Source organism: Streptomyces sp. NPDC127038 (genome assembly GCF_042725875.1).
Classification (GTDB): Bacteria; Actinomycetota; Actinomycetes; order Streptomycetales; family Streptomycetaceae; genus Streptomyces.
Genome location: NZ_JBHXDQ010000006.1, coordinates 129,737 through 151,742, shown reverse-complemented (window position 1 = coordinate 151,742; position 22,006 = coordinate 129,737). Strand labels below are relative to the sequence as shown.

Annotated in this window: 19 protein-coding genes and 1 pseudogene; 6 read left to right on the top strand and 14 right to left on the bottom strand. The window is 69.3% G+C overall.

The annotated features are described in order from the left end of the window. Positions 1 to 187: 187 nt before the first annotated feature. A pseudogene (locus ACFWI4_RS06975) lies at positions 188 to 298 on the bottom strand (ATP-binding protein); the annotation flags it as partial. Positions 299 to 417: 119 nt separating this feature from the next. Continuing rightward, positions 418 to 786, bottom strand: a complete 369-nt coding sequence (locus tag ACFWI4_RS06970; RefSeq protein ID WP_387191780.1) for an STAS domain-containing protein — start codon at positions 784 to 786, stop codon at positions 418 to 420. Between the two features lie 173 nt (positions 787 to 959). Here ACFWI4_RS06970 and ACFWI4_RS06965 point away from each other — a divergent pair, with 173 nt between their 5' ends. The 3 genes from ACFWI4_RS06965 to ACFWI4_RS06955 all read left to right on the top strand — a co-directional run bounded on the left by ACFWI4_RS06965 (position 960) and on the right by ACFWI4_RS06955 (position 4,298). Beyond that, positions 960 to 1,409 (top strand): ATP-binding protein, encoded by a 450-nt coding sequence (locus ACFWI4_RS06965; protein ID WP_387191778.1) that lies wholly within the window; start codon positions 960 to 962, stop codon positions 1,407 to 1,409. A gap of 1,059 nt (positions 1,410 to 2,468) precedes the next feature. Next, the gene (locus ACFWI4_RS06960; RefSeq protein WP_387191776.1) at positions 2,469 to 3,158 is read left to right on the top strand and encodes a GAF and ANTAR domain-containing protein; all 690 of its coding nucleotides are present in this window, start codon (positions 2,469 to 2,471) and stop codon (positions 3,156 to 3,158) included. 618 nt (positions 3,159 to 3,776) lie between these two features. Beyond that, positions 3,777 to 4,298 (top strand): DUF6192 family protein, encoded by a 522-nt coding sequence (locus ACFWI4_RS06955; RefSeq protein WP_387191774.1) that lies wholly within the window; start codon positions 3,777 to 3,779, stop codon positions 4,296 to 4,298. A 332-nt stretch (positions 4,299 to 4,630) separates the two neighbouring features. Here the strand turns inward: ACFWI4_RS06955 and ACFWI4_RS06950 are convergent, their stop codons facing one another. Further along, entirely contained in the window at positions 4,631 to 4,777 is a 147-nt protein-coding gene (locus ACFWI4_RS06950) for a hypothetical protein (protein WP_387191772.1), read from the bottom strand. Positions 4,778 to 5,239: 462 nt separating this feature from the next. Here ACFWI4_RS06950 and ACFWI4_RS06945 point away from each other — a divergent pair, with 462 nt between their 5' ends. Beyond that, positions 5,240 to 6,082: an enoyl-CoA hydratase/isomerase family protein gene (locus ACFWI4_RS06945; protein ID WP_387191770.1), complete on the top strand. Its 843-nt coding sequence runs from the start codon at positions 5,240 to 5,242 to the stop codon at positions 6,080 to 6,082. Positions 6,083 to 6,111: 29 nt separating this feature from the next. On the opposite strand, the gene ACFWI4_RS06940 is transcribed toward ACFWI4_RS06945, so the two are convergent. Further along, complete coding sequence (locus tag ACFWI4_RS06940; protein ID WP_387191768.1) at positions 6,112 to 6,936, bottom strand: MBL fold metallo-hydrolase; 825 nt, start codon at positions 6,934 to 6,936, stop codon at positions 6,112 to 6,114. 215 nt (positions 6,937 to 7,151) lie between these two features. On the opposite strand from ACFWI4_RS06940, the gene ACFWI4_RS06935 reads away from it, so the two are divergent. Further along, entirely contained in the window at positions 7,152 to 7,763 is a 612-nt protein-coding gene (locus ACFWI4_RS06935; RefSeq protein ID WP_387191766.1) for a DJ-1/PfpI family protein, read from the top strand. Between the two features lie 593 nt (positions 7,764 to 8,356). Here ACFWI4_RS06935 and ACFWI4_RS06930 read toward each other — a convergent pair. From ACFWI4_RS06930 to dnaK, 8 genes are read right to left on the bottom strand one after another with little or no spacing between them, the layout of a single operon-like run. Next, a complete protein-coding gene (locus ACFWI4_RS06930; RefSeq protein ID WP_387191764.1) occupies positions 8,357 to 10,171 on the bottom strand; it encodes an FAD-dependent oxidoreductase in 1,815 nt (604 codons plus the stop codon). Beyond that, positions 10,171 to 10,434, bottom strand: coding sequence for a UBP-type zinc finger domain-containing protein (locus ACFWI4_RS06925; RefSeq protein WP_387191762.1), 264 nt, complete (start codon positions 10,432 to 10,434; stop codon positions 10,171 to 10,173). Before ACFWI4_RS06925 ends, ACFWI4_RS06930 begins: the two co-directional genes overlap by 1 nt. Positions 10,435 to 10,439: 5 nt before the next feature. Next, positions 10,440 to 10,886 (bottom strand): thioredoxin, encoded by a 447-nt coding sequence (gene trxA, locus ACFWI4_RS06920; protein WP_387191760.1) that lies wholly within the window; start codon positions 10,884 to 10,886, stop codon positions 10,440 to 10,442. After that, positions 10,883 to 13,522 carry an ATP-dependent chaperone ClpB gene (gene clpB / locus ACFWI4_RS06915; protein ID WP_387191758.1) on the bottom strand — a complete coding sequence of 880 codons (2,640 nt, stop codon included), beginning with the start codon at positions 13,520 to 13,522 and terminating at the stop codon, positions 10,883 to 10,885. The genes trxA and clpB overlap by 4 nt, the downstream gene beginning before the upstream one ends. Next, the gene (locus ACFWI4_RS06910; protein WP_387191756.1) at positions 13,513 to 13,920 is read right to left on the bottom strand and encodes a chaperone modulator CbpM; all 408 of its coding nucleotides are present in this window, start codon (positions 13,918 to 13,920) and stop codon (positions 13,513 to 13,515) included. Before ACFWI4_RS06910 ends, clpB begins: the two co-directional genes overlap by 10 nt. After that, entirely contained in the window at positions 13,917 to 14,870 is a 954-nt protein-coding gene (locus ACFWI4_RS06905) for a DnaJ C-terminal domain-containing protein (RefSeq protein WP_387191754.1), read from the bottom strand. Before ACFWI4_RS06905 ends, ACFWI4_RS06910 begins: the two co-directional genes overlap by 4 nt. Positions 14,871 to 14,876: 6 nt before the next feature. Further along, positions 14,877 to 15,485 (bottom strand): nucleotide exchange factor GrpE, encoded by a 609-nt coding sequence (locus ACFWI4_RS06900; RefSeq protein ID WP_387191752.1) that lies wholly within the window; start codon positions 15,483 to 15,485, stop codon positions 14,877 to 14,879. An 8-nt stretch (positions 15,486 to 15,493) separates the two neighbouring features. Continuing rightward, positions 15,494 to 17,389, bottom strand: a complete 1,896-nt coding sequence (gene dnaK, locus ACFWI4_RS06895; protein ID WP_387191750.1) for a molecular chaperone DnaK — start codon at positions 17,387 to 17,389, stop codon at positions 15,494 to 15,496. 278 nt (positions 17,390 to 17,667) lie between these two features. Here dnaK and ACFWI4_RS06890 point away from each other — a divergent pair, with 278 nt between their 5' ends. Next, positions 17,668 to 19,455, top strand: a complete 1,788-nt coding sequence (locus tag ACFWI4_RS06890; protein WP_387191748.1) for a PucR family transcriptional regulator — start codon at positions 17,668 to 17,670, stop codon at positions 19,453 to 19,455. Between the two features lie 87 nt (positions 19,456 to 19,542). Here the strand turns inward: ACFWI4_RS06890 and ACFWI4_RS06885 are convergent, their stop codons facing one another. Together ACFWI4_RS06885 and ACFWI4_RS06880 are read right to left on the bottom strand one after the other, a co-directional pair. Continuing rightward, positions 19,543 to 20,967: an NAD-dependent succinate-semialdehyde dehydrogenase gene (locus tag ACFWI4_RS06885; protein ID WP_387191746.1), complete on the bottom strand. Its 1,425-nt coding sequence runs from the start codon at positions 20,965 to 20,967 to the stop codon at positions 19,543 to 19,545. 106 nt (positions 20,968 to 21,073) lie between these two features. Next, positions 21,074 to 21,964 carry a LysR family transcriptional regulator gene (locus ACFWI4_RS06880; protein WP_387191744.1) on the bottom strand — a complete coding sequence of 297 codons (891 nt, stop codon included), beginning with the start codon at positions 21,962 to 21,964 and terminating at the stop codon, positions 21,074 to 21,076. Positions 21,965 to 22,006 lie beyond the last annotated feature (42 nt).

Here is a 22,006-nt window from a genome sequence, read left to right as displayed (position 1 = left end):
TCCTCGGGGCGCCTCGGGATTGGGCTGCCGCGTTGTGTCGGGGGCGGCATTGCCCGGCTGCATCCCGTCCCGAACGCATCGGGTATTGAGGGATCCCCGCACATGCGACTGATGACTCTGTGTGAGACCGGCCCCCGCGGTCTGCCCGGAGCCCGTATTCGGCTCGATGAGCACCGGTGAACCCGGCCTGGTGGGCCTCGGCGAGACGGGTGACCCCCTGGGCGGCGGTGACGAACGCGACCCGGTGGCCGGGCTGGCAGGCCCGGATCCCCAGGCCGGTGGCCAGATGGGTCTTCCCGGTCCCGGGCGGAACCCAGGAAGATCATGTTCTCCTCCTGGCGACGAACTCGAGGGTTCCCAGGCGGGAGAGAGTCTCCCGCCTGATCGACCGCTGGTGGCCGAAGTCGAAGCCCCCGATCAGATCTTGAGAGCCTGGGCGACGGTGGGATAGCAGGCGAGGATCGTATCGAGGCCGACGATTGCGACGATCCGCTGGACTGGTTCACTCAGGGCTGCCATCCGGAGCTGACCACCCGCCGCCATGGCGTCACGGTTCGCTGCGATCAGGACGTTGATGGCACTGGAGTCCATGAAGGTGACCGCACCCAGGTCCAGTACCGTCAGCGCCGACGCGCCGTCCCCCTCAGCGCTCAGCGCCTGTCGCAGCGTGCCGGTGTTGTCGGCATCGAGTTCGCCGGCCACGACCAGGACATGGATCCCGTCAATGGTGACCGGCGTGATCGACAGGCGCGTAGGCTGCCCTGCTGGATGGTGATTGTCTGCCACGTACCCTTCACCAAGTCTCGTTGCACCTAGTCATCGCCTTCGAAGTAAAGGCCTGTCAAGAACCGCATCCTACGGACCAGGCGTCTCTGTGGCTGTGCCACAGGTAACGTCCCAGACAGTGCGTAGGTGGCGCCGGGCGGGGTATCTGACGAAAACGCAGGAAGCGGGCGGAGATGGATCGTTCATCCGAGGACACCGGCGACGGACGCGCGGAGGTGGCGTTGTCGATGGAAGCCTCCCTGTCCGTGGATGTGAACGGCTCCCGTATTGCGCAGGCCCGCCATCTCGCCGCGTCATTCCTCTCCACGGTGCGCGACACGCACAGCATCCCGGTGGCGACCTCGGCAGTGGAGATCGTCCAGCTGATCGTGAGCGAACTGGTCACCAACGCCCGCAAGTACGCGCCTGGCCCGGCCCTCCTGCAGATGCAAGTCACCGGCAACGCGCTACGCATAGAACTGTGGGACAGCAACCCTCTGCCGCCCGCAGTGAAAGCCCACGACCCCGGGCGGATCGGACAGCACGGACTGGAGATCGTCACCGCTCTCGCCCAAAGCGTCAGCATCGAGGCGACGCCGCCCGGCAAACGCATTATCGCCACTGTCATGCTCAACGCGAGATGACAGCCCGGCCTCGGGCCGACACGGAAACGCCCCCTCACTCATCCGCTTCTTCCTCCGTCGTTGTAAGTTCACCGACGAAACGAGGACATGGCCCCTCCCACCTGAACGACGTGAGAGATAGCGGCACCGGCCGCTGGCACCACGGCACCATTTCCCTCCCCCGAGCGCTCCCCTTCGTCAAGTCGCCCGCAGGTGAAGGTCCCTGGCAGGGTGAGCAGGTGGCTGAGCGCTCAGGTCGACCCGTCTCACCAACCTGAGCACCGACCGGAAGCCTGCTGACTACAGGGCCGCCTCGCCAAGAGGGCCAGGAGGGTCCGGGTCGATGGGGCGGCCGCGTCGAAGAACTGCGTGGCCAGCGTGGGTGGCACAGCCGTTCCCTGCATCCGGACCTCATGGCAACTGAAGCAGAATGCCGCCTCGAACAACGCCAGGTCGAGGGTGTCCTCGTATGCCCGGATGCTCCAGCCTGGCGAGAAACCGCAGCGGTGCTGTTCGCTGCCGGGCAGGGCCGAGATCAAAGTCACGGCGTCGGTAGCCTCACTCCCGGCCTAGTGGGCGACCACCTCGCCAGGGAATGGGGCGCCCCGCTTGGTCGGGAGGGCGGAGATCCCGACAACTTCGACCAGCGCGGTGGCTGCAACGGCTTGTACGGGGAGCTGCATGGACGCAGTCTGCCTGCCTGGCCGACGGTGCCTACGGCGTGCCATAAGAGGCAACCTGCCACCCGAAAGCGAGGGATCCCAAGATCCAGCAAGCTGACTCCCCCGCTCAGTCACACCGCACCAGCCACCGACTCCAGTTAGATCTTGTCAGCCTTCGACCCCAAGGCGGATCCAAAGGCGAACCATAGGAATGCCGCCCTGCGAGAGATGGCTCGGGGTGCTTGCATGGAGCGAGAAGCAGGTCAGCCCCTCGAACAAACGCTCCAGTCCAAGCGGGACGGAAGTCGCGCGGGTCCCCTTGTGCCAGTGCTGCCCCCACGCTTGGCGTCCGTCCTGCTGTGAGCGTGTCGAACGCGGGTACCAGGTTGGCCTGACCAGGTGCGAAGCGGAGGACGAAGTGGACTGGGGACAGTTCGGGCAGAAACTAGCGGCGATGGCGCGGGACCTACTGGCTCAGGATTCGCTCGATGCCACCCTGCACCGGATCACCGCCTCGGCTACGGAGCTGGTCTCGGGCTGCGACGCTGCGGGCATCCTCGTGCTGCACGACCACCAGGTGGAAACCGTCGCCCCCACTGACCGCCTGGTCATCGACAGCGATCGGCTACAGGCGGAGCTAGGGCAGGGGCCGTGCTTCGACACAGCACACAGTGCGCAGGGAGAACGGGTCTTCCGCATCGCCGACCTCACCGAAGAGAAGCAACGCTGGCCGCTCTTTGCTCCACAGGCCTTCGAGCTGGGCGTGGGAAGCATGATGGGATTCCTGCTGTTCACCGACGACGAGGAGTTCGGGGCACTGAACTTCTACTCCCGAAAAACCGGCTCATTCACCACGGACAGTGAACAGGCCGGCTTGCTGCTTGCCTCCCACGCCGCTATCGCCTTCTCAAGCGCCCGTACCCACGCCCAGATGGAGCACGCCGTAGCCACCCGGCACGTCATCGGTGAGGCCATGGGCATCCTCATGGGCCGCCACAACCTCACCGAAGACCAAGCCTTCGACGTGCTGCGCCGCTACTCGCAGGAGACCAATATCAAGCTTCGCGAGGTCGCCCGCCTGGTCTGCGAAAAAGGCGCCATCCCGTGACCTCCGCTTGGCCAAGCATTGCCGTTGGCCTACCGGACGGACACACACATCCGGCACCGGGTTGGGGTGGGGCCCCGGGCGATGCGGTCACGCGATCGCGGGCTGAGCGCCAGGCAGTTTGCTGGGACCTGGACTCCGGCGTGCCCTGATGGGTCCACGCCCCCTCCACACAGGCAGGAGGGACCTCTGACTCACGGTCTCCGCGTGTTCACGTTGCCCCTCCGTGCCCTCGCATCGGCCAGCACGGGCTGAAGATCGTCGCCGCCCTCGCCCGCAGCCTGACCGTGGAACAGACACCAGTCGGCAAACGCATCACCGCCAATCCCGCCCTGACTCCGGCCGCATAGCCGGCGGCCGGGACCCCGGCGCCGGCCCTGCCCGCTGTTCTGAAGCGATCTCGGTCTCTGCCTGCATCGGCAGGTGGTGCTGGAGACGGCAGAAGGGACCGTGCACGGACTGATCACAGGGAGCGTCGTCGAATGCATCGAGATGCCAACTCCGCACAAGTGCTGGGCAATTGCAGTCGCCCCTTGCAATCCAAGGGTTCTGATGTGACTCTCGGTTATGGATGCAAAGCTCGCTCCATCCGCGGCGGGAGTGCCTCGTCCCAGGGGGACCATGTCCGAGGAGTTGGGGAATGTCGGAGCCGTCAGCCAGCCCCGCTACGAGCAGATCGTTGCCGAGCTGCGCAGTGCGGCCGGCCGACCACCACCAGCCCAGTTCACGATCGGGGACCGGGCTCTGGAGATCGAGCCGATGGGTCCGGGCAGCACCCCGGTCCAGTCCCCCGCGTGGGCGGTGAAACAGTCCCTGATCCGGATGGCCAGGGACATCGGCCTGCCAGTGACCACGGTCGAACAGGCCCGATGGACGGCATCACGCTGGCCAGCCGACAAACGTCGGAAGACAGAGTCGTTCATGGTCCACCAGGTACTGGCCCGTATCGAGGACGCCACGGAACGGTTCACCGCGATCGATAGTGTCCCCAGCGGCAGAACCCACTGGACACTGGACGACGCCAGGCACCGGGTAGAAACCCAGACGAATGCCCATCCTTCCGGTCACCGTGCTCCGCATCCCCGTCCTGAACCCCTGCCCACCGAGCCGATGACCACGTCCGCAGAGCGCCCGCCGGCCTGAGGATCGGCCGGCCCACACCGGAACGCCCTGCGTCACCGCCACCTGTCGCCTTCGCACGTGGACCGTCCGGAGCTCTTGCCATAGGGGCAGACGTGCGTGATGCCGATGTTCTCGCCCGGGCCGGCGCGGCTGGAACTCGGTCGCCGAAAGGATGGTGACCGTGACGGCGTCGTCCGCTGGACAGACGTCGGCGCGCCCAGCGCAGACGACGCCACTGACTCGTGGGTCCCTTCCATCAAATCGTGCTGAGTGCACGGGAAGCGGGGGCTACGAGTCCAAGGCGGAGGGTCCTTCTGGTGCGCGGTGGAGGGTCAAGGAAGGGCCGCGGCCGACTACTTGGCCTTCAGGGGCTCCCTGAAGGACTTGCGGAACACCGGGCCGGCGAAGGGGAGTATCGAGGACTTCATCTTGGCGGTGAACGAGGTGGGATGCCGCTGGAGTTTGACGTCGACACGGGTGCCGTCGCCGTGGGGGGTCATCTGGAACACCCAACCGCCGGGTCCGAACGGGGTCGAGTCACGGGTGGTGACGGTGACCTTGTTCTGCGCGGGGTCCCAGTCCTAGCGTGCTCGCTCCCACGACTTGGCGTTCCTTCAGTGACTTCGGCCCAGGTGTCCCCGCGTTCGTGTACCTGGAAGTGTTCCGCGTCGATCGAGGGCCACTCTTCGAGCCGTGAGGGGCTGAAGTCCGTGAGCACCCCCATGACCTCGGGCGGGCTCATCGAGGAATCCACATGGAAATGCAGGCCGGGCATGCCCGCTCCTTCGCTTTGGGAGGCACGGTTTTCATGGCGGCTCCGCCTCGCAGTACCCGCGCGGCCTCCACGGGCAGGGCACTCCTCCCCGCCTCCCAGCATGCGCCCGCGGTGAGCTGAGACGCATCCTGGGGCAGAGGCTCAGTAGTCCGCTTCCGCTTTCACCCTCACGTCCAGGAGCTCCATCATGAGCGTCGACCATCCGTCGATCCGGACCCGGCTGAAGGACGGTGTCCTGTCCGCCACCCTCGACGCGGGCGTCCTCAACCTTGTCGGTGTCGACCTGGTCCGTGACCTGGTCTCCCTGGTCGACATGCTGTACACCGACCCGGGTGACGTGCGCGTCGTCGTCATCGACAGCGCTTCGCCGGACTATTTCTCCGCGCATGTGGATCTCACGGCCGTCCCGCAGTACACCGCGGAGGCCGCGAAGGCGGGTGGCCCCGGCGATGCTTCACTGGGCATGTTCCTGTACAAGCTGGCGCGGGTTCCGGTGATCACCATTGCCAAGGTCCGCGGGCGTGCCCGCGGTAGCGGCAATGAACTCGCCCTGGCGTGCGACATGATCTTCGCCTCGCGTGAGAGGGCGGTCTTCGGGCAGTTCGAGGCCGGCACCGGTGCGCTGCCCGGCGCGGGTGGGGTCCAGCACCTGGCCCGTCGGCTCGGCCGGACCCGGGCCATCGAGGCGATCGTCGGTGCCGACGACTTCGATGCCGACACAGCCGAGCGCTACGGCTGGATCAACCGCGCCCTGCCCGACGCCGAGCTGGACGGCTTCGTCGAACGGCTGGCGGCACGGATCGCCGGCTTCCCGCCGGAAGGGGTGCGAGCGGCCAAGCGTGCCGTCAACGACCTCACGCTGGCATCGGCCGCCCAGGTCCGCTCCGACGCCGTGACATTCCAGAGCCTGATCGCCCGGCCCGAAAGCCGTGAGCGCCTGGAGTACCTCGCCGGGCAGGGCTTGCAGAGTCCTGGTGAGCTCGAACGCGACCTCGGCAAGGCCGTCGCGGACTTCCCCGCTGAGAGCTGACTCTGGGCCTGCCAAAAGCTCTTGGCCTGCTAGAAGCCGAACATCAGCCATGCCTGGTGGCTGACCCAGTCGGGATACAGGTCGGTCATGGCGTCATAGAGCTCTTGGTCGCTGCCGGTCTCCTGCTGGAGGCGGCCGAAGTCGGTGAGGTACTGCCTGGTCTGCGGGATGATGTCGGGCGTGTCGGGGGCGCCCGGCTTCTTGTGGCCGGCGACCACGGTCTTCGGGTCGAGGGCGGCGAGGCGCTCCAGCGCGGCAATCCAGTTCGCGCGGCTGTCGGGCGTCGTGGCGGCGACGAACATGTGGCACTGGTTGTAGACAACGTCTCCGCTGACGACGAGGTCCAGGTCGGGCACGTGCAGGGAGGTGGAATCGACGGCGTCGGTCTGCCCCTGCTCGATGATCCGCAGCTCGTGGCCCTCCAGTGCGAAGGTCTCCTGCGTCCAGGGTTCGGGCAGCGTGATCGTGGCCGGGAGCCGGCCGGGCCACAGCTCGCGGTAGAACGGCAGCCGCTCGGTCTGCTTACGCGCGTATGCGACCGTCTTCGCGGTGGCGATGGCGCGGGCGTCGGGGAAGTGGTGCAGCAGCCGGCTGAGGCTGGCGAAGTGGTCCAGGTGACCGTGGGTGATGTAGATCGTGGTCAGGTTGCGGTGGTGCAGCTGTACCCAGGCCGCCAGGGCCTCGGCCTCGGCGGCCGTGGTGAGGGTGTCGACCAGGACGGCGTCGTGCTCTCCGAAGATTAGGGTGGAGGTCATCGGATCCCAGGCCGGCGGCGGGCCGAAGGGCCTGGACCGGTCGGCTGCCAGCGCCTTCTCCGGGGCTGTGAACACGTTCACGCTCAGTGTGGATGCCATGCCGCTCGGTTCCTCTCCGCGGCGACGGGTCCCTATCGACCTCGCGGTCGTTGCGGATGTCTGCCGCACGACTGCCTTCCACTGTCCAATGGCGTGGCAGACCTCGACAACTGCGGCACGGACGGGCATGGGCCACCGCCTGCCGATTGGCCTGCGACCTGGGTGCGGATCGCCTGAGAGGCTGTGCCTCCCGTGCCGTGCTTCGAGGAGATGCCATGCACCAGGTAGCCGTGGTCACCTTTGACGGATTCAACGAGCTCGACAGCTTCATCGCCTCCGCGTTGATCAACCGGTGCCGGAAGGACGGTCTGGAGGCCTTCATCACGACACCGACGCCGGCCGTCACGTCGATGAACGGTGTCGAGGTGACCGGACAGCGCCCGATGGAGTTCGTGACCGAAGCAGATGTCGTGCTGATCGGCAGCGGGGTGAAGGCGCACGAGGTGGTCGCCGACGACCGGTTGATCTCCCGGCTGTCGCTCGACCCGCCGCGCCAGCTGATCGGCGCGCAGTGCTCCGGAGCGCTGGTCCTGGCTCGGCTCGGATTGCTGAACGGTATGCCGGTGAGCACGGACGTGAGGAGCCGGCCTTTTGTGGAGGCATGCGACGTCACGGTGCTGGACACGCCGTTCCACGCCGAGGGCAACATCGCCACGGCGGGCGGCTGTCTGGCCTCCCAGTACCTGGCCACGTGGGTGATGACCCGCACGCTCGGAAAGGACGCCGTACGCGATGTCCTGGGCTACGTGGCCCCGGTTGGTGAGAGCCAGGAGACCGTCGAGCGCGCCCTGCGCGCCGTTCACGCCGGCGAGGTCGCAGTGCGCTGACGCCTCGCCAATTGCTACACGTACGAAGCCGAGGTGCGCGTGAGCCGGCATGGGTGCAAAACGAGGCCGCATGGTGACACTCGTGGACTGCCCCGCGGGTTCTCGATGCGGTGGCTGACCCGAAGACGCCGCGCGGTGAAGGAGACTGCCCTGGGGCCGTGTCGTGGAGGGGTCTGCGGACCTGGGCTATCGCCGCTCAGGGCCGACTTCAGCAACGTCAGAGAACCGAGTGCACCGTGGAGTACAGGCGGTCCGACCCGCATCCTTCCGGCCGCCCGCCCCGAACGACCTGTCTGCCGCCCCGGCCACGTACACCGCGCACCGCGTACCGGTCGATGCGCGCCCACCCGCCAGGATCTTTGCGGCTTGCCACTTGGCTTCCAGGAGATACCGGCGGTCTCCGCAGCGGGCGGACAAGTCCGTCTGACGCGGAGACGTGATCAGCACTGGCTAGCAGGCCACTCCCCCGACCTGCAACGATCACACGGGAAGCGGACGTGGACGTCCTGGCGGATGGTGCAGCCGTCGGGCTGAGTGGACCGGCTGTCGAAGGTGTCGCGGGCGTAGCCGAGTGTGGGGTGGCCTGCCCTGCGTCATGCGAGCCATGCGGACTCCTTGTGACGTATGCGTGGGGAGACGTCCGAGCCGCCCGCGGCAGCGGACGTGCCCGTGGTGCCGGGTGCGGCCGAGTGCCCCAGGTGGCGGTGCACGAAGTGGATGGCCATCGCGCCCTCACCGGCCGCCGAGGCCACCCGCTTCACCGAGCCGCTGCGGACGTCCCCCACCGCGAAGACCCCGGGCAGGCTGGTCTCCAGGGTCATGCACGGGCGCCCGCGGTCGTGCCACACCTCGGGGTAGGCGCAGGCTTCCTGGGCCTCCGGGCCGGTGAGGACGAAGCCGCGGGAGTCGAGGGCGATGACGCCGGCGAGCCACGCGGTGTGGGGGTCGGCGCCGGTGAAGACGAACAGGCCCCCTACCGCGAGTCGGCGGTGCCCGCCCGTGCGGTTGTCGACCACGTCGAGCTCCTCCAGCACCTCCTGGCCGATGACCTCGGTGACCTCGGTGTGCAGCATGACCTCCACCCGCGGATGGCGTTCGACCTGGTCGACCAGGTAGCGGGACATGTTGGCCTCAAGGCTGGGGCCTCGGACCAGCAGGCACACCTTCGGCGCGTACCTGGCGAGGAACAGCACCGCCTGGCCCGCCGAGTTGCCTCCGCCGATGACGGCCACCGGGTCGGTGCGGCACTGCTGGGCCTCGTAGACGGTCGCCGAGTAGTGGACGCTCGTTCCCTCCAGGCGTTCGATGCCGGGCACCTGGAGCCGGCGATAGCGGGCACCCGTGGCCAGGACGACGGCGCGGGCGGCGATCTCGCTGCCGTCGGCGAACGCCACCACGTAGTGGTCCTCGTCCTTGGGATGAAGACCGGTCGCCTCCACCGGAATGCTGATCCCGGCGCCGAACTTGCCGGCCTGGAGCACGGCGCGTTCGGTGAGTTCGGCGCCGGAGATGCCGGCGGGGAAGCCGAGCAGATTCTCGATGCGGGACGACGTGCCGGCCTGGCCACCGGCGGCCATCGCCTCCACCACGGTGGTGCTCAGGCCCTCGGAGGCGGCGTACACCGCGGCGGCGAGGCCAGCGGGTCCGGAGCCGACGATGAGGACGTCGCCGTGCCGGTTTCCGGCGGGCAGCGACGGCAGGCCGATGAGCCGGGCCAGTTCCGCGTTGCTGGGGTTGCGCAACAGGGTGGTGCCCCGCCAGATGACGAGCGGTGTCTCCTCCGGGCCGACACCGAAGCGGCGCAGCAGGGCCTCGGCCTCCTCGTCGGTCTCCAGGTCGATCCAGCGGTGCGGCAGCCGGTTGCGGATGGCGAACTCGCGCAGCCTCCTGGTGTCGGGCGAGTAGCGCGAGCCGATGACGCGGAAGCCGGCGCCCTCTCCGACGAGCAGCGCGCGACGTCCCAGGCAGGCGCGCAGCACGACGTCCCCGATGGTGGAGTCCTGGGACACCAGGTGGCGCAGCTGGTCCAGGGAGACGACGAGGACTTCGCCCGGCTCCCTGGCGACAGCGGTGTAGAAGGCCACCTGCCCGTTCAGCAGCCCGAGTTCGCCGATGAAGCGGCCGGGGCCGTGCACGCGCAGCACGTGTTCCTCGGGAGTGCCGTAGTCCTCGAGGACGGCGACGGTACCGCTGAGGACGACGAAGAACGTCTCGCAGCGCTCTCCCTCCTGGATCAGGACGTCGTTGGGAGCCATGCTCCGGCGTTGCCCGTGCTCCGCCAGACGTGCTGTCTGCTCCTCCGTCAGGCGCGGATACGCGCCGCAGGTGTCCGGGGTCTCCTGGAGGACGGCCTCGTCCGCTTCCTCCGGCACCGGTTCTCCGCCCGGCGGCGGCTGGTCGCCGGACATCAGACGAACGCCTCGTGGACGTAGCACCAGCGCCATTCCTCGCCGGGCTCGAACGACTGCACGACCGGATGGGCGTCGGCGGCCGCGTGCTTGCGCGCGTGCCTGTTCGGCGAGGAGTCGCAGCAGCCGACGTGCCCGCAGGTCAGGCAGAGCCTCAGGTGGACCCACGGGGAGCCGAGCATCAGGCACTCCTGACACCCTTCCGGGGTCAGCGGCCGGACCGGCCGGACGAGCGCGAGGTGGGGGTCTGCGTGCAGGGTCATCCTGATCACTCCTTCCGGGCGGTGATCGACTGTTCCACCCACTGACGCAGAACGGGGGCGGGCGCCGCCCCCGCCTGCCGGGCGACCGTCTCGCCCTGGTCGAGGATCAGCAGGGTGGGTACGGCCTGGACCTCGAAACGCTGCGAGAGCCGCGGGTTCTTGTCGATGTCGACCTTGACGAGCTTGATGCGGCCGGCGAGATCGGTGGCGACCTTCTCCAGTGCGGGGCTGACCATGCGGCAGGGGCCGCACCAGGTGGCCCACAGGTCGACCACGACGGGGACGTCGGCCCGCTCGGCGACCTCGGCGAAGTCGTCGTCGCCCGCGTCCACCATCCACGGCAGGGGCTGCTTGCAGTGGCCGCACTTGGGACGGCCCTCCGCTGCCGCGGGCACCCGGTTGGTGCGCCCGCAGCTGGGGCACCTGACGGTCGTCGCCTGCATCGTGCTCATGCCGCTCGCGCTCCCTTCATATCCTCGGGCTGGTCGTAGGTGACCACCAGCTCGCCGTGTTCGGCGTCGACGCGGACCGTCGCGCCGTCCTGGACGTCGCCGCGCAGCAGGGCACGCCCGACCATCGTCTCGACCTCGTGGGAGATGTAGCGGCGCAGCGGCCGGGCCCCGTACACCGGGTCGTAGCCTTGGTGGGCGATCAACTCCCGCGCCGCTTCGGTGAGTTCCACTGCGATGCGGCGTTCGGCGAGCCGGCGGCGCAGTTCGTCGAACTGCAGCTCCACGATCCGCTCGATCTGCCGCTCGCCGAGCGGCCTGAACAGCACGATGTCGTCGACGCGGTTGAGGAACTCCGGGCGGAAGTGCCCGCGCAGCTCGCCCATCACCAGGGCACGGGCGTCCGGCTTGATCTCGCCCTCGGCGGTGGCGCCGTCGAGGAGGTGCTCGGAGCCGATGTTCGACGTCATGATGATCACGGTGTTGCGGAAGTCGACGGTGCGGCCCTGGGAGTCGGTGATGCGGCCGTCGTCGAGGACCTGCAGCAGGGTGTTGAAGACATCGGTGTGCGCCTTCTCGACCTCGTCGAACAGCACGACCGAGTACGGCCTGCGGCGTACGGCCTCGGTGAGCTGGCCGCCTTCCTCGTAGCCGACGTATCCGGGCGGGGCGCCCATGAGCCGGCTGACGGTGTGCCGCTCCTGGTACTCGCTCATGTCGAGGCGGACCATGTTCTCCTCGGAGTCGAACAGGGCCGCCGCGAGGGTCTTGGCCAGCTCGGTCTTCCCGACGCCGGTGGGGCCGAGGAAGATGAACGAGCCGATGGGGCGGCGCGGGTCTCGGATGCCGGAGCGGGCGCGGATGATGGCGTCGGCGACGAGTTTGACGGCCTCGTCCTGGCCGATGACCCGCTCGCGCAGGATCTCGTCGAGGCGCAGCAGCTTCTCGCGTTCGCCCTCCTGGAGACGGGCGACGGGGATGCCGGTCCAGGCTGCGACGATCTCGGCGATCTCCTCCTCGGTGACGACCTCGCGCAGCAGCCGGTTCTGCCCTTGTTTCGCGGCCAGTTGCTCCTCCTCCGCGGCGAGCCGGCGCTCCAGGTCCTGGAGGCGGCCGTAGCGGAGTTCGGCGGCCCGGTTGAGGTCGTAGGCGCGTTCGGCCTCCTCCGCCTCGTGGCGGACCTGCTCCAGTTCCTGGCGCAGCTCCTGGACGCGGCGGATGGCTTGCCGTTCGGCCTCCCACTGGGCGCGTTTGGCGTCGGCCTCGCCCCGCAGGTCGGCCAGTTCCTTGCGCAGTTCCTCCAGGCGCGTCTTGCTGGCGGCGTCGGTCTCCTTGGACAGGGCCGCCTCCTCGATCTCCAGGCGGGTGACGCGGCGGGTGATCTCGTCGAGTTCGGCGGGCATCGAGTCGATCTCGGTACGCAGCCGGGCGCACGCCTCGTCGACGAGGTCGATGGCCTTGTCGGGCAGGAACCGGTCGGTGATGTAGCGGTGGCTGAGGGTGGCCGCGGAGACCAGTGCGGTGTCCTGGATCTTGACGCCGTGGAAGACCTCCAGTCGTTCGCGCAGTCCGCGCAGGATGGAGATGGTGTCCTCCACGCTCGGCTCGTCGACCAGCACCTGCTGGAAACGGCGTTCGAGAGCGGCGTCCTTCTCGATGTGCTTGCGGTACTCGTCGAGGGTGGTGGCGCCGATCAGGTGGAGTTCGCCGCGGGCGAGCATCGGCTTGAGCATGTTGCCCGCGTCCATGGCCCCTTCCGTGGCGCCCGCGCCGACGACGGTGTGCAGTTCGTCGATGAAGAGCAGGATGCGCCCTTGGGCGGCCTTCACCTCGGACAGCACGGCCTTGAGGCGTTCCTCGAACTCGCCGCGGTACTTGGCGCCGGCCACCAGGGAGCCCATGTCGAGAGCGAACACCGTCTTGTCGCGCAGGCCCTCGGGGACGTCACCGCGCACGATGCGCTGGGCCAGGCCCTCGACGATGGCGGTCTTGCCGACGCCGGGATCTCCGATCAGGACGGGGTTGTTCTTGGTCTTGCGGCTGAGGATCTGGGTGACGCGGCGGATCTCGGAATCACGGCCGATGACCGGGTCCAGCCGCCCGGACCGGGCCTCGAGGACCAGGTCGCGGCCGTACTTCTCCAGAGCCTCGTAGGCCACTTCGGGGTTGGCGGAGGTGACGCGCTGGTTGCCGCGGACCTGGGTGAGCGCGCTCAGGAACGAATCCCGGGTGACGCCGTGCTGCTTGAGCAGACGTCCGGCGGCGGTCGCCGAGCCCTCCTCGGTCAGGGCGAGCAGGAGGTGTTCCACGGACACGTACTCGTCCTTGAGGCGTTTGGCCTCCCGCTCGGCGGCGTCGAGCAGCCGGGACAGGCGCTGGGTGACGAAGACCTGGCCGGGTGCCGCGCCGGGACCGGTGACCTTCGGGCGGCGGGAGAGTTCCCCGCGTACCGCCGCACGCAGTTCTTGCGGCTGGGTGCCGGTCTGTTGCAGCAACCGTGGGATCAGACCGTCCTCCTGATCGAGAAGCGCGAGCAGCAGGTGTTCCCCGTCGACCTCGGTCTGCCCCATGCCGACGGCCACGCTCTGGGCCTCCTGGAGGGCTTCCTGGGACTTCTGGGTGAGACGGTTCATGTCCATGGGGGTGTTTCACTCCTCGTGCCGCGGCCGCGCAGGGCGGCTTCGAGCAGGCTGATGCGGTCGAGCAGGTCGAGCACCAGGCCGATGGATGCGTAGTTGAGGCAGAGTCCGGTGCGCATCCGCTGGATACGGGCGAGAATCGCCGGGGCCGTGGGGTCGAACACCGGTTGCCCCGCGGAGTCGCGTCCGGCGTCGACCAGGCCGAGGGCGACGAACCGGCGGATCAGATCGGGGTGGAGTCCCGAGCGGCGGGCCACGGCGGCCAGGGAGAGCCTGGGGACGGGGACGAGCGCGTACCGGACGGCCGTCGTGGCGGTGATGTCGGCGCCCGTTCGTACCGGACGGGCGCCCGCGCCGGCGCGGCCGATGCCTCCCGCTCCCGGGGGTCGGTCGTTCATCGCGTCCTCCTGGGGTCGAACGAGGAAGTGGCGGCGAGCTCCTCGAACAGTTCGCGCTCCCGGTCGCCGAGGGTGGGAGGCACCATGATGCGGAGTTCGGCGTACAGGTCGCCGTTCGCGCCTCGCGGGTTCGGCATACCCTCGCCGCGCAGTCGCAGCCGTCGGCCGCTGGACGAGCCGGCGGGCACCGTGACCTTGGCCGTGCCGCCGCCGGGCGTGGGTACCGGCACGGTCGCACCCAGGGCCGCCTCCCACGGGGTGACCGGGACCTGGACGTGCACGTCACGGCCGTCCAGTCGGAACTGGGGGTGGGGCTGGATGCGTACCCGCAGGTACAGGTCGCCCGCGGCGGCGTCACCGCTGCCCTGGCCACCTTCGCCCGCCAGCCGGATGCGCTGCCCGTCGGTGACGCCCGGCGGCACGTCGACCTCGTACCGCCGCGGCTGCCCGGTGGGGCCGGCGAGTGTGACGGTACGACGGCCGCCTCGGTACGCCTCCTCGACGGTGAGCGGCAGTTCGGCCTCCTGGTCCGCTCCGGGTACGCCGCCTCGGGCGGCGCCGGCTCCGAACATGGAGCCGAGCAGGTCCTCGATGTCGATGCCCTCCGCGCCGAAGTCGTCGCCGAAGCCCGTGGCGTACCGGACTCGGGGACCGGCCCCGCCCGCGGTCGCCCGGCCGCGGAAGCCGCCACCCGCTCCGGCCGCGACCCGTTCGTCGAAGTCCTCGGGGATCTTGCGGAAGTCCTCGCCGAAGCGGTCGTAGCGGCCCCGGGTCTTGGGATCGGACAGGACGCTGTACGCCTCGTTGAGGTCCTTGAACCGCTCCTCCGCCCCGGGGTCCTTGTTGACGTCCGGGTGGTACCGGCGGGCGAGTTTGCGATATGCCTGCTGGATCTCGTCCTGGCTCGCGCTCCGCGACACGCCCAGCACCTCGTAGAAGTCCCGTGCCATGACCGGTCACTCCCGCTTCGCGACCGTCACGGCGGCGGGCCTGAGCTGCCGTTCGCCGTCCCCGTAGCCGGGGCGCAGCACCTCGACGACGGTGCCCGGCGGGGCGTCGGGGTCCTGGACGACACCGACCACCTCGTGCCGGGCCGGATCGAAGGCGACACCGGTCTCCGCATGCCGCGGGTAGCCGAGCAGTTCGAGGACGTTCACCGCCTGGTCGCGTACGGCCCGGATGCCCTCCACGACCGCGCCGGGATCGGCGTCGGCGTGGGTCAGGGCGAGTTCGAGGTTGTCGAGGACGGGCAGGAAGGCGGCCGCCGTGCGGGACCGCTCGGCCGCCCGTTCGCGCTCCAGTTCCCTGGCGTGACGCTTGCGAAGGTTGTCGAGGTCGGCGAGCGCACGCCGCCAGCGGTCCTCCAGTTCCTTGATCGCGGTCGTGTACTCGTCCTCGCCGGGCGGGGGGCCGGCGGCGTCGGGCCCCGGTTCGCCGTTCGCCGCTTCGGGCCGGGGCGGCCCCGGTTGGGGCAGATCCCCGCGAGGAGCGGGTCCGGCGCCTTCCCGGTCCCGTACGCCCGGATCCGAGGCGGCCCGGTCGGGTTCCTGGGGGTGTGTGGGCATGGCGCGCCTCAGCCCTTGTCGAACTCGGCGTCGATGACATCATCGTCCCCGCCACCGCCGCTCGTGGGACCGCCGTCGGCGGCGTCCTCGCCGGGACCGCCGGCGGCGGCGCCCTGGTGGGCGGTCAGCCCGGCGAGCACTTGCTGGAGTTCGGAGGTCAGAGGCCGCACCCGCTCCACCCCCGCCTCTTCCTTGACCGCCGCCCGGGCGTCGGACACGAGCATCTCGGCGCGTGCCTTCTCGTGCGCGGGCGCTGCCTCGCCCAGTTCGGCGAGGCGCTTCTCGACCTGGTACGCGACGGCGTCGAGTTCGTTGCGGGCGTCGACGGCCTCGCGGAGTGCCTGGTCCTGGCCCCGGTTGCTTTCGGCCTCCTGGACCATGCGGTCGACCTCACTGCGGTCCAGGTTGGAGCTCTCGCTGATGGTGATGCCCTGTTCCTTGCCGGTGTCCTGGTCGCGGGCCTTGACGTCGAGGATCCCGTTGGCGTCGATGTCGAGGGTGACCTCGATCTGTGGTTCGCCGCGCGGCGCCGGCCGGATGTCGGTGAGCTGGAACCGGCCCAGCGCCCGGTTGTCGGCGGCCCGCTCGCGCTCGCCCTGGAGGACCACTACATCGACGGCCGGCTGGTTGTCCTCGGCGGTGGAGAAGGTCTCGCTGCGGCGCACCGGGATGGTGGTGTTCCGCTCGATGATCTTCGTCATCACTCCGCCGCGCGTCTCCAGGCCCAGCGACAGGGGTGTGACGTCGAGCAGCAGGACGTCCTTGACCTCGCCCTTGAGCACGCCGGCCTGGATCGCGGCGCCCAGGGCCACGACCTCGTCGGGGTTGACGCTCATGTTGGGGTCCTTGCCGCCGGTCAGCCGGCGGACCAGACTCTGGACGGCGGGGATGCGGGTGGAACCGCCGACGAGGATGACCTCGTCGATGTCGCTCTCGCCGACCTTCGCGTCGGCCATCGCCTGCTGCACCGGTCCCAGACAACGCTCCACCAGGTCGCCGGTGATCTGCTCGAACGTGGACCGCATGATCGAGTCGGTGAGGTGCTTGGGGCCAGAGGCGTCGGCGGTGATGAACGGCAGGCTCACCTGCGTCTGCGTCACCGAACTGAGCTCGGTCTTGGCCTTCTCAGCCGCCTCGAACAGTCGTTGCAGCGCCTGCGGGTCCTTGCGCAGGTCGATGCCGTTGTCCTTCTGGAAGTCGTCCGCGAGGTAGTCCACCAGACGCCGGTCGAAGTCGTCGCCGCCCAGGTGGCTGTCACCGGCGGTGGAGCGCACCTCCACCACGCCGTCGCCGACGTCGAGGATGCTCACGTCGAAGGTGCCGCCGCCCAAGTCGAAGACGAGGACGGTCTCGTGCTCCTTCTTGTCCATGCCGTACGCGAGGGCCGCCGCCGTCGGCTCGTTGATGATCCGCAGCACCTCCAGTCCCGCGATCCGTCCGGCGTCCTTGGTGGCGGTGCGCTGAGCGTCGTTGAAGTAGGCGGGCACCGTGATGACCGCCTCCGTGACCTTCTCCCCCAGTTGCTTGGAGGCGTCGTCGGCGAGTTTGCGCAGCACCTGTGCGCTGATCTCCTCAGGCGCGTACAGCTTGTCGCGCACCTTGAAGCGGGCCGCCCCGCCGTCGCCCTCGACGACGTCGTACGCCACCGCCCTGGCCTCGTCGGAGATCTCGTCGAAGTGCCGGCCGATGAACCGCTTGGCCGAGTAGATGGTCCCCTTCGGGTTGAGGATCGCCTGGCGCCGGGCCAGCTGGCCCACCAGACGTTCCCCGGTGTCGGTGAAGGCCACCACCGACGGTGTCGTGCGGTTGCCCTCGCTGTTGGGCACGACGGACGGCTCGCCGCCCTCCCACACGGCGATCACCGAGTTGGTGGTGCCCAGGTCGATGCCCACTGCCTTGGCCATGAGGAACTCCTCCCGGTACGACGCCTGCGTCGACTCTCCGGATCACGTTTCGTTCAGGCAGAGGGGGGATCTCCGCCGGTTTCCCGCCGGTGCGGACGGAGGGTCTCGAGCATTTCCCAGGATGATGAACCGGGTATCTCCACGCCTGCGCCTGGCGAGTCAGGAATGCACGGGTCCGGTCGCCCTGCGAGTACGAGAGAGAAAGAACCCACACGTGTCGGGTAAGCCGGCTCGGGAGCGGGTACGCGAGAGCCGGACGCCTCGGACGGAGTGATCCCATGGTCAGCAGCCGGGCGTACGGCCTGTCCCACCGCTACTCCGACCGCGACGGGAAGAGCAGCCTTCCCCCGGGCAGCGCCGGACGGCGCCACATGGCCGCGCGCAGAGCGCTCCGCCGGCCCGCTCGCCCTCCAGCCGACCATGCCCTCCACGAACTGATCACGCTCTCTAGCGCCCTGCTCAACGCCCCGGACGAAGACGCGATCCTGCGCCTGGCCAGGGACCACCTAGCCGCCGGGGGGTCATACAGCGCCGAGGCCGGATACCTCAAGGTGGGCGGCGATCTGGTCCCCAGCCCGTGGAACGGGCAGACGTATGCCTTGGCCGTGGGCCGGAGGGTGCGGGAGCTGGCCGAGCAGGACGGCGACGTGACCGTACCCGGCAGGCCCTGGGGGCGGGCCCTGGGGCTACGCGGACCTGGGGCTCTGCACGGCTACCTCGTGGTCACCTCCCGCTCCCGACCCACCAGGGCCGAGCGATCCCTGCTCTCCCTGCTCGTCCAGCACATCGCTGCTGCACTGTCAGTGGCCATCGCACACCGCCGCCAACGCGAGGACGCGCTGGAGCTGCACCGACTGCGGGAGGAACGCACAGCCCTCCAGCAGCAGCTGATCTCTGTGGTGGCTGAGCTGGGCTACGAGCAAGCCGTTCACTCTCTCGTGGTCGGCGCCGCTGCCTCGGGTGGCGGCGAGGAAGCTGTCACCCGCGCACTACACGGGCTTACCGGACTTCCCGCGCTGATCGAGGACCGCTTCGGTCGGCTGAGGTCCTGGACCGGTCCCGACTGCCCCGTCCCGTATCCCGAACCGGACCCCGTGCGCCAGAACGAAATGCTGCACACCGTCGCCAAAGAGGCCGGGCCGGTGCGGATAAGAGACCGGCTGATCACCCTGATCCGCCCGCACGGCGAGATCCTGGGCATGCTGGCGCTGGTCGATGCACAAGACGAGGCCGACGAGCACACCGTGCTCGCGCTTAGACACGCCGCCGCATCGCTCGCCCAGGAGCTGACGCACCAGCGCAATCTGGCCGAAGTGGAGGTGAGGCTGCACCGCGAGCTGGCCGACGACCTCCTGGCAGGGACGGACGAGCCGGGCGCCTACGCCCGGTCCGAGGCAGTCGGACACGACCTGCATGGCAGCCACTACGTCGTCGTGGTGCAGTGGTCGAACCGGACCGCCGACGATTCCTTCGCGCAGACCGTGAGTCGGGCGGCCGTTGCGGTGGGCATGCGCTCGCTGCTGACCCGCGGCTCCGACCACGTCGTCCTCATCACCGGCGACAGGCCGCACGCCCGCGCGCTGCACGAGGCGCTCGCCCGGGACACCGGAACCCGGTCCGGGACGATCGGAGTGAGCGCCCCTTGCGACTCCCTGGAGGACATCCCCCACCACTACGAGGAGGCGCAGCGCGCCCTGGAGGTGCGCCTCCACTCCCGCGAGCGCTACGGCACGACGTTCTTCGACGAGCTCGGCCTCTACCGCATCCTGGGCCCCGGCAACGATTACCGGGAGCTGGAGACGTTCGTCCAGGAGTGGCTCGGGCAGCTCATCGACTACGACTCCCAGCACCAGGCGGCCATGGTGGAGACCCTGTCCCGGTACTTCGACTGCGGCGGCAACTACGACGAGACCGCCGACTCCCTCGCGATCCACCGCAGCACGCTGCGCTACCGGCTCCAGCGCATCCGCGACATCAGCGGCCACGACCTCGCGAACGTGGAGGACCGGCTGAACCTCCAGGTGGCGACCCGAGTGTGGAAGATCGTGCTGGGAGGACCGGGCTGACGCCTCGCGGCCAGCCGGTGTCCGGGAGCGGGACATACCGGCGTTCGAGCGGCATCGTGGCCCGGGTCGCGTCGGCCGGCTCGTCGTTCAGCCCAGCACCTCTCCGATCGGGGCGTCGACGTCCACGTAGCGCTCGAGTTTGCGGTTCGCGAATTCCATGATGCCCACGGCGCCGAGTTCGCGCCCGTAACCGGAGCGCTTGATGCCGCCGAAGGGCAGCTCCGGCCGGGACGCGGTCGGGTGGTTGATCCACACCATGCTCGCCTCCAGCCGGTCCGCGACCCCGCGAGCACGCTCCGGGTCGGCGGCGAAGACCGCGCCTCCCAGGCCGTAGGGGGAGCTGTTGGCCAGTGCCACGGCCTCATCCTCGTCGGCAACTCGGTGGACCGTGGCGGCGGGGCCGAAGAGCTCTTCCCGGTAGGCCCGCATGTCCGGTGTGACATCGGTGAGCAGGGTCGGCTCGACGAAGGCACCCGGCAGGTCGGGCCGCCCGCCGCCCAGCACCACCGTGGCTCCCTTGTCCGCCGCGTCACGAACCTGCTCCATCAGTAGGTCGGCCGCGGCCTCGGAGGACAGCGGGCCGAGCGTGGTGGCGGGATCGACCGGATCTCCCGGCTGCAGTTCGCTCATCCGGTCACGCAACCCGGCGAGGAAGGCATCGTGGACATCGGCAAGGGCGATGAAGCGCTTGGCCGCCACGCAGCACTGCCCGGTGTTGCCCATCCGGCCGAGGAACGCGGCGTACACGGTGCGCTCGAGGTTGTGACCGTCCAGCACGACGAATGGGTCACTGCCACCCAGTTCGAGGACGGACTTTTTGACATTGCGGCCGGTGATCTCGCCCAGGCTCACGCCCGCTCGCTCACTTCCGGTCAGTGACGCTCCCTGCACTCGAGAGTCGTCGATGATCTTCCCGACGTCTCTGCCTCGCACGAAAAGGTTCGTGTAGACCCCGCTCGGCACGCCGGCATCAATGAACATTTGTTCGAGTGCCAGTGCGGACTGGGGGCAGCTACTCGCGTGCTTGAGCAGGATCGTGTTGCCGAGGACGAGGTTGGGAGCCGCGAATCGGGCCACCTGGTAAAGCGGGAAGTTCCACGGCATCACGCCGAGCAGGACGCCGAGCGGTTCGTTCACCAGCACAGCCGTGCCCTCAGGCACCGGCAGGGGTCGTTCTTCCAGCAGTTCGGGGCCGTGCTCGCCGTAGTAGGTGAGGATGTCGGACGCGAGGTCGACCTCCGCACGGCTCGAGTCGATCAGTTTGCCGACCTCGAGCGTCAGCAGGTGCGCCAGTTCCTCCTGGCGCCCTCTCATGAGCCGACCGGCGCGTTGCACGAGGGCCGCCCGGTCGGCCGCCGACCGTGCACGCCAGTTCGCGAAACTACGGTGGGCCGCGTCGATCGCGCGCTCCACCTCCTCGGCGCTCAGCGCCGGGAACTCACGAATCCTCTCACCCGTGTACGGGTTGACCGTGGCGATGGGGCTTCCCTGGGCAGTGACACGGGCATCCATGATGCCTCCCTGTAGTGGGGCACCTCGGGCTCCCCGCCGGGGCCTGCTCACACCTGCTGATTCGTCTCATGCAAGCGGGACGGATGGCCTGGTCCGGACACCGTCGTCACAGGGCGATGACATGGAGGTCGACCAGGTCGAGCAGCGCCCGCAGAGCCGAGCTGGGCCGCCGGGTCGACGACGTGCCGAGATGCATGCTCCAGCGAAGCGTGGTGTCCAGGACGTCCACGACGTGCAGGCCGGGGGTGCGGGCAACGGCGAACGCGGGCAGGAAGGCGATGCCCAGACCGTGCCGGACAAGAGCCGCCCCCATGTCGATGTCGGGCACTTCCAGCGCCACCCTGCGTACGACGCCCGCCGCGGCGAACGCCCGGTCGACCACCTCACGGTTGCCGTAGCCCGGCGGGAAGTCCACGAAAGGCTCCCCCGCGAGGTCCGCGAGCGCCACCTCCTCCCGCTGCGCGAGCGGATGGGCGGCGCTCACCACCAGGACGAGCGGCACGGTGGCCAGCTCCCGTGCCTCGATCCCGGCGGGCTTGTGCTCGGGCAGCGACAGGAAGGCCACATCCAGATCCCCGCGGAGCAGCGCGTGCGCCAGGCCCGCCGAGCCGGTCGCCGCCAGCCGCAGCCGGACGTCGATCGCCGGATGCCGCGCGTGCAGCTGCCCGAGGAGCGCCGGCAGGTCCACCACCTCGACCGAGGCCATGGCGCCCACATTCACCGTGCCGCGCAGCGTGTCCTGTGCGGCACGCACGGCGTCCTGGGCCGCCTGGGCGGCGTGCAGGGTGGCCCGGGCCTCCGGCAGCAGTGCCGCGCCCGCCCCGGTGAGCCGGACCTGCTGCGACGTGCGCTCGAAGAGCGCGCAGCCGAGCTCGCGCTCCAGTGAGCGGATGGCGGCAGACACCCCTGACTGCACCACGTGCAGCCGACGGGCGGCACGCGTGAAACTCAGTTCCTCGGCGACCGCGATGAAGTGCTCCAGCTGACGTAGTTCCACACGAGAAGTATCACTCGCATTGCTGGAGCTCAGCAGAAACAT

What these genes read in the sequence shown, in the direction of transcription:
- ACFWI4_RS06965 (WP_387191778.1), top strand. Translation starts at nt 960, where the DNA reads ATGGATCGTTCATCCGAGGACACCGGCGACGGACGCGCGGAGGTGGCG.
- ACFWI4_RS06955 (WP_387191774.1), top strand. Translation starts at nt 3,777, where the DNA reads ATGTCCGAGGAGTTGGGGAATGTCGGAGCCGTCAGCCAGCCCCGCTAC.
- ACFWI4_RS06950 (WP_387191772.1), bottom strand. Translation starts at nt 4,777, where the DNA reads ATGACCCCCCACGGCGACGGCACCCGTGTCGACGTCAAACTCCAGCGG.
- ACFWI4_RS06945 (WP_387191770.1), top strand. Translation starts at nt 5,240, where the DNA reads ATGAGCGTCGACCATCCGTCGATCCGGACCCGGCTGAAGGACGGTGTC.
- ACFWI4_RS06940 (WP_387191768.1), bottom strand. Translation starts at nt 6,936, where the DNA reads ATGGCATCCACACTGAGCGTGAACGTGTTCACAGCCCCGGAGAAGGCG.
- ACFWI4_RS06935 (WP_387191766.1), top strand. Translation starts at nt 7,152, where the DNA reads ATGCACCAGGTAGCCGTGGTCACCTTTGACGGATTCAACGAGCTCGAC.
- ACFWI4_RS06930 (WP_387191764.1), bottom strand. Translation starts at nt 10,171, where the DNA reads ATGTCCGGCGACCAGCCGCCGCCGGGCGGAGAACCGGTGCCGGAGGAA.
- ACFWI4_RS06925 (WP_387191762.1), bottom strand. Translation starts at nt 10,434, where the DNA reads ATGACCCTGCACGCAGACCCCCACCTCGCGCTCGTCCGGCCGGTCCGG.
- trxA (WP_387191760.1), bottom strand. Translation starts at nt 10,886, where the DNA reads ATGAGCACGATGCAGGCGACGACCGTCAGGTGCCCCAGCTGCGGGCGC.
- clpB (WP_387191758.1), bottom strand. Translation starts at nt 13,522, where the DNA reads ATGGACATGAACCGTCTCACCCAGAAGTCCCAGGAAGCCCTCCAGGAG.
- ACFWI4_RS06910 (WP_387191756.1), bottom strand. Translation starts at nt 13,920, where the DNA reads ATGAACGACCGACCCCCGGGAGCGGGAGGCATCGGCCGCGCCGGCGCG.
- ACFWI4_RS06905 (WP_387191754.1), bottom strand. Translation starts at nt 14,870, where the DNA reads ATGGCACGGGACTTCTACGAGGTGCTGGGCGTGTCGCGGAGCGCGAGC.
- ACFWI4_RS06900 (WP_387191752.1), bottom strand. Translation starts at nt 15,485, where the DNA reads ATGCCCACACACCCCCAGGAACCCGACCGGGCCGCCTCGGATCCGGGC.
- dnaK (WP_387191750.1), bottom strand. Translation starts at nt 17,389, where the DNA reads ATGGCCAAGGCAGTGGGCATCGACCTGGGCACCACCAACTCGGTGATC.
- ACFWI4_RS06890 (WP_387191748.1), top strand. Translation starts at nt 17,668, where the DNA reads ATGGTCAGCAGCCGGGCGTACGGCCTGTCCCACCGCTACTCCGACCGC.
- ACFWI4_RS06885 (WP_387191746.1), bottom strand. Translation starts at nt 20,967, where the DNA reads ATGGATGCCCGTGTCACTGCCCAGGGAAGCCCCATCGCCACGGTCAAC.